We start from the raw sequence: 6459 nt of genomic DNA, 5'->3' as shown, positions 1-6459 counted from the left end.
GGGCGGGGGTGTCCGGGTCAGCGCCGTCCCGCTGTCCGGGAAGCGGCCCAGATATGCCGTCAACTCCGAGGTCGGTGGGGATAGTTGGTCCGTGGGGCTCCGTCTGCACGATCCCGATACCGGCCGGACGCTGCTGTACGCCCCCTCCCTCGCCGTCTGGTCCGACGCCTTCGACGAAGCCGTGCGCGATGCCGACGTCGTCCTCGTCGACGGCACCTTCTGGGACGACGACGAGCCCTTGCGCTCCGGTTTCTCCACCCGCACCGCCACCCGCATGGGGCATCTGCCCGTCACGGGCCCCGGCGGCACCGCGCACCGGCTCGCCCGGCTGCCGGGGCGCTGCCTCTACACCCACCTCAACAACACCAATCCCCTGGGGAATCCGCACGCCGAGCAGCACAAGCTCCTCGCGGAGTGGGGAATCGAAGTCGCGGCGGAACGGATGGTGATCGAGCTGTGACGGCTCCCTGGACACCCGGCGAGTTCACGGAACGGCTGCGTGCCGTCTCCGCCGAGCGCTACCACGACCGGCACCCCTTCAACGTACGCATGCACGAAGGCACCCTCACCCGCGAGGAGTTGCGCCGCTGGATCGTGAACCGCTTCCACTACCAGCGGTACATCCCCGTCAAGGACGCCCTGATTCTGGCCAAGTTCGACGATCCGGCGCTGCGGCGCGGCTGGGTGCGCCGGATCCAGGACCACGACGGGGAGAAGGACGGCGACGGCGGCATCGAGCGGTGGCTGCGGCTCGGTGAGGCCGCGGGAGTCGGGCGCGAGGTGCTGCTCGACGTCTCCAGCGTGCTGGCCGGCGTGCGGCTCGCGGTCGACGGGTACGTCAATTTCTGCCGCCTCAGGCCCGCCCTTGACGCCGTCGCCGCCTCGCTCACCGAGCTGTCCGCGCCGGACCTCATGCGGACCAGGATCGACGCGTTCGAGCGGCACTACCCGTGGATCGAGGCGGACGGCCTCGCGTACTTCCGTACCCGGGTGGAACAGGGCAGCCGGGACGGTCAGGAGGCGCTCGGCCTCGTCCTGGAGTGGGCACGCACGCGGCCGGAGCAGGAACGCGCTGTCGCCGCGCTCGGCTTCAAGTGCGACGTCCTGTGGACGCTGCTCGACGCGGTCGACCGTGGGCCGGGGCGCGGCTGATGGCCGGTACCTGGCGGCCCGCGCTGGCCCGCTCCGTGATCCTGCGGCACGACAGGGTGCGCGGAGTCGACCTGCTGGTGCTGCCCGAGCGGGTGGTCGTGCTGCGCGGGTCCGCGGGGAGTGTGCTGGGCCTGTGCGACGGCGAGTGTGAAGTCGACGAGATCGTACGGGAGTTGGCGTGCCGCCATCCGGATGCGCCGGTGGCCGACGAGGTGCCGGGGTTCCTCGCGGCGCTGCGGTCGGAAGGGTGGCTCCGGTGATGGATATCCCCGGGGGCGGTGGCGGCGCGGCGGGCCCGAGCCCTCGCCCCGTACCACCGCCATGGGCTCTCCTCGCCGAGCTCACCCACGGGTGCCCCCTGAGATGTGCCTACTGTTCCAACCCCACTGAACTTGTCGAGCGCAGGCGGGAGTTGACGGCCAGGCAGTGGGATGACGTGATGCGCCAGGCCGCGGGTATCGGTGTCGTGCAGACGCATCTGTCCGGCGGTGAACCCCTGTTGCGTCGGGACCTTGCCGAGATCGTCGCGGCCGCCGACCACGCCGGGATCCACACCCAGCTCGTGACCAGCGGAGTCGGCCTGCACGAGCGGCGGCTCGGCGCACTCGTCGACGCGGGGCTGCGCAGCGTCCAGCTGTCCGTGCAGCATGCCGATGAAAGATCCGCTCAACTCATCGCGGGTGCACGGGCGTTCGCCGCGAAGGAGCGCGCTGCCGGGGCCGTACGCGCGGCGGGGCTGCCGTTCGGGCTCAATGTCGTGCTGCACCGCGCCAATCTGGACGCCCTCGACGGGATCGTGGAGCTGGGGCTCGCCTGGGGTGCCGACCGCGTCGAGCTGGCCAACACCCAGTTCTACGGCTGGGCACTGCGCAACCGGGACGCGCTGCTGCCGGGCCGCGAGCAGGCCGCCCGGGCCCGCGAACGCGTCGAGCGGTGGCGGGAGCGGCTCGCGGGGCGCATGGAACTGGTGTGGGTGGCGCCCGACTACGTCGACGGGATCGCCAAGCCCTGCATGGGCGGCTGGGGCGCCATCTCGCTGACGGTCGCCCCGGACGGCACGGTGCTTCCGTGCCCGGCCGCCGGCGAGCTGCTCGCGGCAGACGCGCCCAACGTGCGGGACCATCAACTGGGCTGGATCTGGCGGGAGTCGGCGGCCTTCAACCGCTATCGCGGCGAGGCGTGGATGCGTGACCCCTGCCGCAGTTGCGAGCTGCGCACCGTGGACTTCGGCGGCTGCCGCTGCCAGGCGTACGCACTGACCGGCGACGCCACCCGCACGGATCCCGCCTGCCACCGTTCGCCGGACCACGAGGCGGTCCGCGCCCTCGTCGACGGCGCCGGTGGCCGCGCGGCTGACTTCGCCTACCGGGCGTACCCGAAGACGTAGACCCCCTTCCTCACGCGGGACGCGCACCCCGTCCCACACCCTCAGATCGTTAGGAACCCTTCCTAACAAGGCAACAGCGCAACAGCGCAACAGCGCAACAAGGCAACAACGCAACAAGGCAACCCAACCAGGAAACAAGGCAAAGGAGAGCGCACCCCCCATGTCCCACACCCCCCACAGAAAGACGGCCACCGCACTGGCCGCCGCCGCAGTCCTCGCCACGACCGCCTCCCTCACCCTGGCCGCCCAGTCCTCGGCCGCGCCCCCGAAGGCGCACCCCACGGCCGCGGGCACCATCCACGCCGCCCCCTACGAGTACCTGGGCTGGGGCGACCCGCAGCAGCCCACCGACGTGATGGCCGCCACCGGCGTCAAGTGGTTCACCCTCGCCTTCATCCTCTCCGACGGCGGCTGCAACCCCGCCTGGGACGGCAGCCGCCCCCTGAAGGGCGGCTCCGACGAGACCGCCATCGACTCCATACGCGGCGCCGGCGGCGACATCGTCGTCTCGGTCGGCGGCTGGAGCGGAGCCAAGCTCGGTGAGAAGTGCGGCAGCGCCGATGCGCTCGCCGGGGCGTACCAAAAGGTCATCGACGCCTACGAGTTGAAAGCGTTCGACATCGACATCGAGGACACCGAGTTCAACAACGCGACCGTGCGCCAGCGGGTCGTCGACGCCCTGAAGATCGTGAAGGAGAAGAACCCGGGGATCGTCACCTACGTGACCATGGGCACGACCCCGGAAGGCCCCGACGCCACCGGCAAGGATCTGATCCAGAGAGGCGCCGCCGCCGGGCTCGACAACGATGCCTGGGTCATCATGCCGTTCGACTTCGGCGGCCACAGCGGCTCCATGGGCGGGGCCTCGGTCAGCGCCATGGAGGGTTTGAAGAACGCGGTCAAGAGCGCCTACGGCTACAGCGACACCGACGCGTACCAGCACATCGGTGTCTCCTCGATGAACGGCAAGACCGACGTGCCCGACGAGACCGTCACCACGGGCGACTTCGAGACGATCCTCGCCTACGCCAAGGAGCACCACATCGCACGCCTCTCCTTCTGGTCGGTCAACCGCGACCGCGACTGCGGTTCGGGCGGAAGCCCCGGCGACTCGTGCAGCGGCGTGTCGCAACAGCCGTACGACTTCACCAAAATCGTTGCCCAGTACGGAGGTTGAGCGATGACCAGCGGCAAGATCAGCGGCAAGAAGAGAGCGGCCCTGCTCGGAGCCGCCGCGCTCGTGGCCGGGCTCACGCAGTACGTCCCCGCCGTGTCCGCCGCCCCCGCGCCACCGGCGTCGGCGTCGACGTCGGCGGTCGGCGAACCGACGGACATCGAGACGATCTCCACCGGCTGGACGATTCCCTGGGGCACCTCCTGGACGCCCGACGGCGAGTCCGCTGTGGTCACCGAGCGCGACGACTTCCGCGTCTGGCTGGTCTCCAGGGACGGCAAGGAGAAGACGCAGACAGGCACCGTCCCCGAGTCGCAGACCACAGGCGGCGAGGGCGGGTTGATGGGTGTCGCCGTCGACCCGGACTGGGACACCAACCACCACGTGTACGTCATGCACACCTCGTCCGAGGGCAATCGCATCGCCCGCATGACGTACGACGGGACGAAACTCACGGACTACAAGGCGCTGCTCAAGGGGATCAAGAAGAACAAGTACCACAACGGCGGCCGCCTGGCCTTCGGCCCCGACGGCTATCTCTACGCCACCACCGGCGACGCCCAGGACGGCGGCCTCGCACAGGACAAGAACTCCCTCAACGGCAAGATCCTGCGCCTGACGAAGGACGGCGAACCCGCCCCCGGCAACCCGTTCGGCAACTACGCCTACAGCATGGGTCACCGCAACCCGCAGGGCATCGCCTTCGACCCCCAAGGTCGGCTGTGGGAAGCCGAGTTGGGGCAGAGCGCGAAGGACGAGCTGAACCTCATCAAGCCCGGCGCGAACTACGGCTGGCCCACCTGTGAGGGCGAGTGCGACGTCTCCGGCATGACGAACCCCAAGAAGACCTGGGGCGTCGCGGAGGCCTCGCCGAGCGGTGTCGCCGTCGTGGACGGCGCGGTCTACATGGCGGCGCTGAAGGGCGAACGGCTGTGGCGCATCCCGATCAGCGCCGACAACGAGGACGTCGGCACGGCGAAGGCTTTCTACGTCGGTGAGTACGGGCGGCTGCGCGCCGTCACCGCCGTGCCGGGCGCCGACCAGCTCTGGCTCTCCACCACCAACGCGGACAACAACGGTGGAGAGCCCGACGGTTCCGACCAGATCTTCCGGGTGACGATCGGATAGCTCATGCGGCTGCGGTGCCGAGGTACGCGTCCCGCACCTTCGGGTCCGCGCGCACCTCGGCCGCCGTGCCCTGGGCGAGGACGCCGCCCAGGTCGAGCACGACGACGCGCGCGCAGAGCTCCATCACGAACGCGACGTTGTGCTCGACCAGGAGCACGGCACAGCCCTCCTCGTCCGCGAGGTGCCGGATGACGGCCGACAACTGGCCCCGCTCGTCGGCCGTCATCCCGGACGCGGGCTCGTCCAGGAGCAGCACCCTCGGCGGGTCCGCAACGGCCCGCGCCAGCTCCACCATGCGGGCGCGGCCGACGGGCAGAGCGCCCGCGTAGTCGTCGCCGATGGCGTCAAGTCCGCACTCGCGCAGCACAGTTGCGGCACGCGAACGCCTCTCCCTCTCCCGTGCACGCCGGGTGGGCGCCGCCAGGAGATCGGCGGCGAACCCGCCTCCGCCGCCCCGCCACTCCTGCGCGACCAGCAGATTGTCGGCGACGGTGAGCTGGCCGAAGAGCTGCTGGCGCTGGAAGGTGCGGCGCATGCCGTGCCGGGCACGCCAGACGGGGGAGCGGCGGGTGATGTCGGCCCCGTCCAGGAGGATCCGCCCCTCGTCGGGGCGGCGGATGCCGGAGACCACGTCGAACAGGGTGGTCTTTCCCGCACCGTTGGGCCCGATGAGCCCGCAGACCTCGCCCTGGCGCAGGCCGAGGTCCACCTGGTCGAGGGCGCGGACGCCGCCGAAGCGGACGCCGATGCCGCGGGCTTCGAGGATGCGGTCGTCGCTCATGGCCTGCCCACTCCTTCGGTGTGACCCTGCGCGGCTATGCCCAGGTAGGCCTCGGTGAGCTGGTCCGCCCGTACTTCGGAGCGCGGGCCGCACCATGAGACGCGGCCCTGCGCGAGGTACGCCACCGTGTCGGCGACCCCCAGGATCTCCGCCGCCTTCTCCTCCACGAGGAGCAACCCCGTTCCGGCGTCCCGGAGTTCACCGAGCAGGCGGAACACCTCGTCGACCACGCGGGGGGCGAGGCCGAGGGACGGCTCGTCCGCGATGAGTACCGCGGGCGGGCGCTGGAGGAGGGGCGCGAGGGCGAGCATCTGCTGCTCGCCTCCGGAGAGGGAGCCCGCGGTGATCTTCCGCCGGGCGGCGAGGCTGCCGAAGCGGTCGTAGACGGCCTCGCGGGATGCCTTGTCCGGGAGGTGGAGGGCGAGGTTCTCCTCGATGGTGAGGGACGGGAAGATTCCCCTTCCCTCGGGGGCGAGGACGACGCCGGCGCGGGAGCGGTGGACTGCTCCGTCGCGGGTGGCTTCGCGTCCCGCGACGTGGATCGCCCCCTGGGTGGGGGACAGGAGCCCGGCGGCGGCCTGACAAGTCGTGGACTTTCCGGCCCCGTTGGGGCCGAGGAGGGCGACGATTTCTCCGGGGTGGACGGTGAGGGTCACTCCGTGGAGGACGGGGGCGCCGTCGTATCCGGCGTGCAGGTCGTGGAGGGCGATGGCGGGGGGTTTCTTTCCCGGAGGGGCTGAAACATCCAGCCCGTCCGGCGTTTGAGGACGAACTCGGCGAAGCCGGTGATCGACGGCAACTGGTGGCGGCGAAGCCAGTTTCGGGAAGGGGCGGGGT

General features: G+C 70.8%; 8 protein-coding genes. 6 read left to right on the top strand and 2 right to left on the bottom strand.

Annotated elements, in window-relative coordinates; genetic code table 11:
• From E2651_RS39840 to E2651_RS39815, 6 genes are all read left to right on the top strand, one after another.
• Positions 1-460 (top strand): MBL fold metallo-hydrolase (locus tag E2651_RS39840; RefSeq protein WP_245239509.1); only part of this gene is annotated, 460 nt, incomplete at its 5' end.
• Positions 457-1152: a pyrroloquinoline-quinone synthase PqqC gene (gene pqqC / locus E2651_RS39835; protein ID WP_135336162.1), complete on the top strand. Its 696-nt coding sequence runs from the start codon at positions 457-459 to the stop codon at positions 1150-1152. The genes E2651_RS39840 and pqqC, both read left to right, overlap by 4 nt.
• Complete coding sequence (gene pqqD / locus E2651_RS39830) at positions 1152-1412, top strand: pyrroloquinoline quinone biosynthesis peptide chaperone PqqD (RefSeq protein WP_135336161.1); 261 nt, start codon at positions 1152-1154, stop codon at positions 1410-1412. Before pqqC ends, pqqD begins: the two co-directional genes overlap by 1 nt.
• On the top strand, positions 1412-2539 hold the full coding sequence (pqqE, locus tag E2651_RS39825) for a pyrroloquinoline quinone biosynthesis protein PqqE (RefSeq protein ID WP_135336160.1): 1128 nt from the start codon (positions 1412-1414) through the stop codon (positions 2537-2539). The genes pqqD and pqqE overlap by 1 nt, the downstream gene beginning before the upstream one ends.
• A gap of 160 nt (positions 2540-2699) precedes the next feature.
• Positions 2700-3716, top strand: coding sequence for a chitinase (locus tag E2651_RS39820; protein WP_135336159.1), 1017 nt, complete (start codon positions 2700-2702; stop codon positions 3714-3716).
• Positions 3717-3719: 3 nt separating this feature from the next.
• Positions 3720-4841: a PQQ-dependent sugar dehydrogenase gene (locus tag E2651_RS39815; protein ID WP_135336158.1), complete on the top strand. Its 1122-nt coding sequence runs from the start codon at positions 3720-3722 to the stop codon at positions 4839-4841.
• Position 4842: 1 nt separating this feature from the next.
• Here E2651_RS39815 and E2651_RS39810 read toward each other — a convergent pair whose 3' ends face one another.
• Together E2651_RS39810 and E2651_RS39805 are read right to left on the bottom strand one after the other, a co-directional pair.
• The gene (locus tag E2651_RS39810) at positions 4843-5622 is read right to left on the bottom strand and encodes an ABC transporter ATP-binding protein (RefSeq protein WP_135336157.1); all 780 of its coding nucleotides are present in this window, start codon (positions 5620-5622) and stop codon (positions 4843-4845) included.
• Positions 5619-6278, bottom strand: coding sequence for an ATP-binding cassette domain-containing protein (locus E2651_RS39805; RefSeq protein ID WP_245239508.1), 660 nt, complete (start codon positions 6276-6278; stop codon positions 5619-5621). Before E2651_RS39805 ends, E2651_RS39810 begins: the two co-directional genes overlap by 4 nt.
• Between the last annotated feature and the right edge of the window lie 181 nt (positions 6279-6459).

Origin of the sequence: Streptomyces sp. MZ04 (assembly GCF_004684775.1) — a bacterium.
Taxonomy (GTDB): domain Bacteria; phylum Actinomycetota; class Actinomycetes; order Streptomycetales; family Streptomycetaceae; genus Streptomyces.
This window is presented reverse-complemented; position numbering and strand designations above follow the sequence as displayed.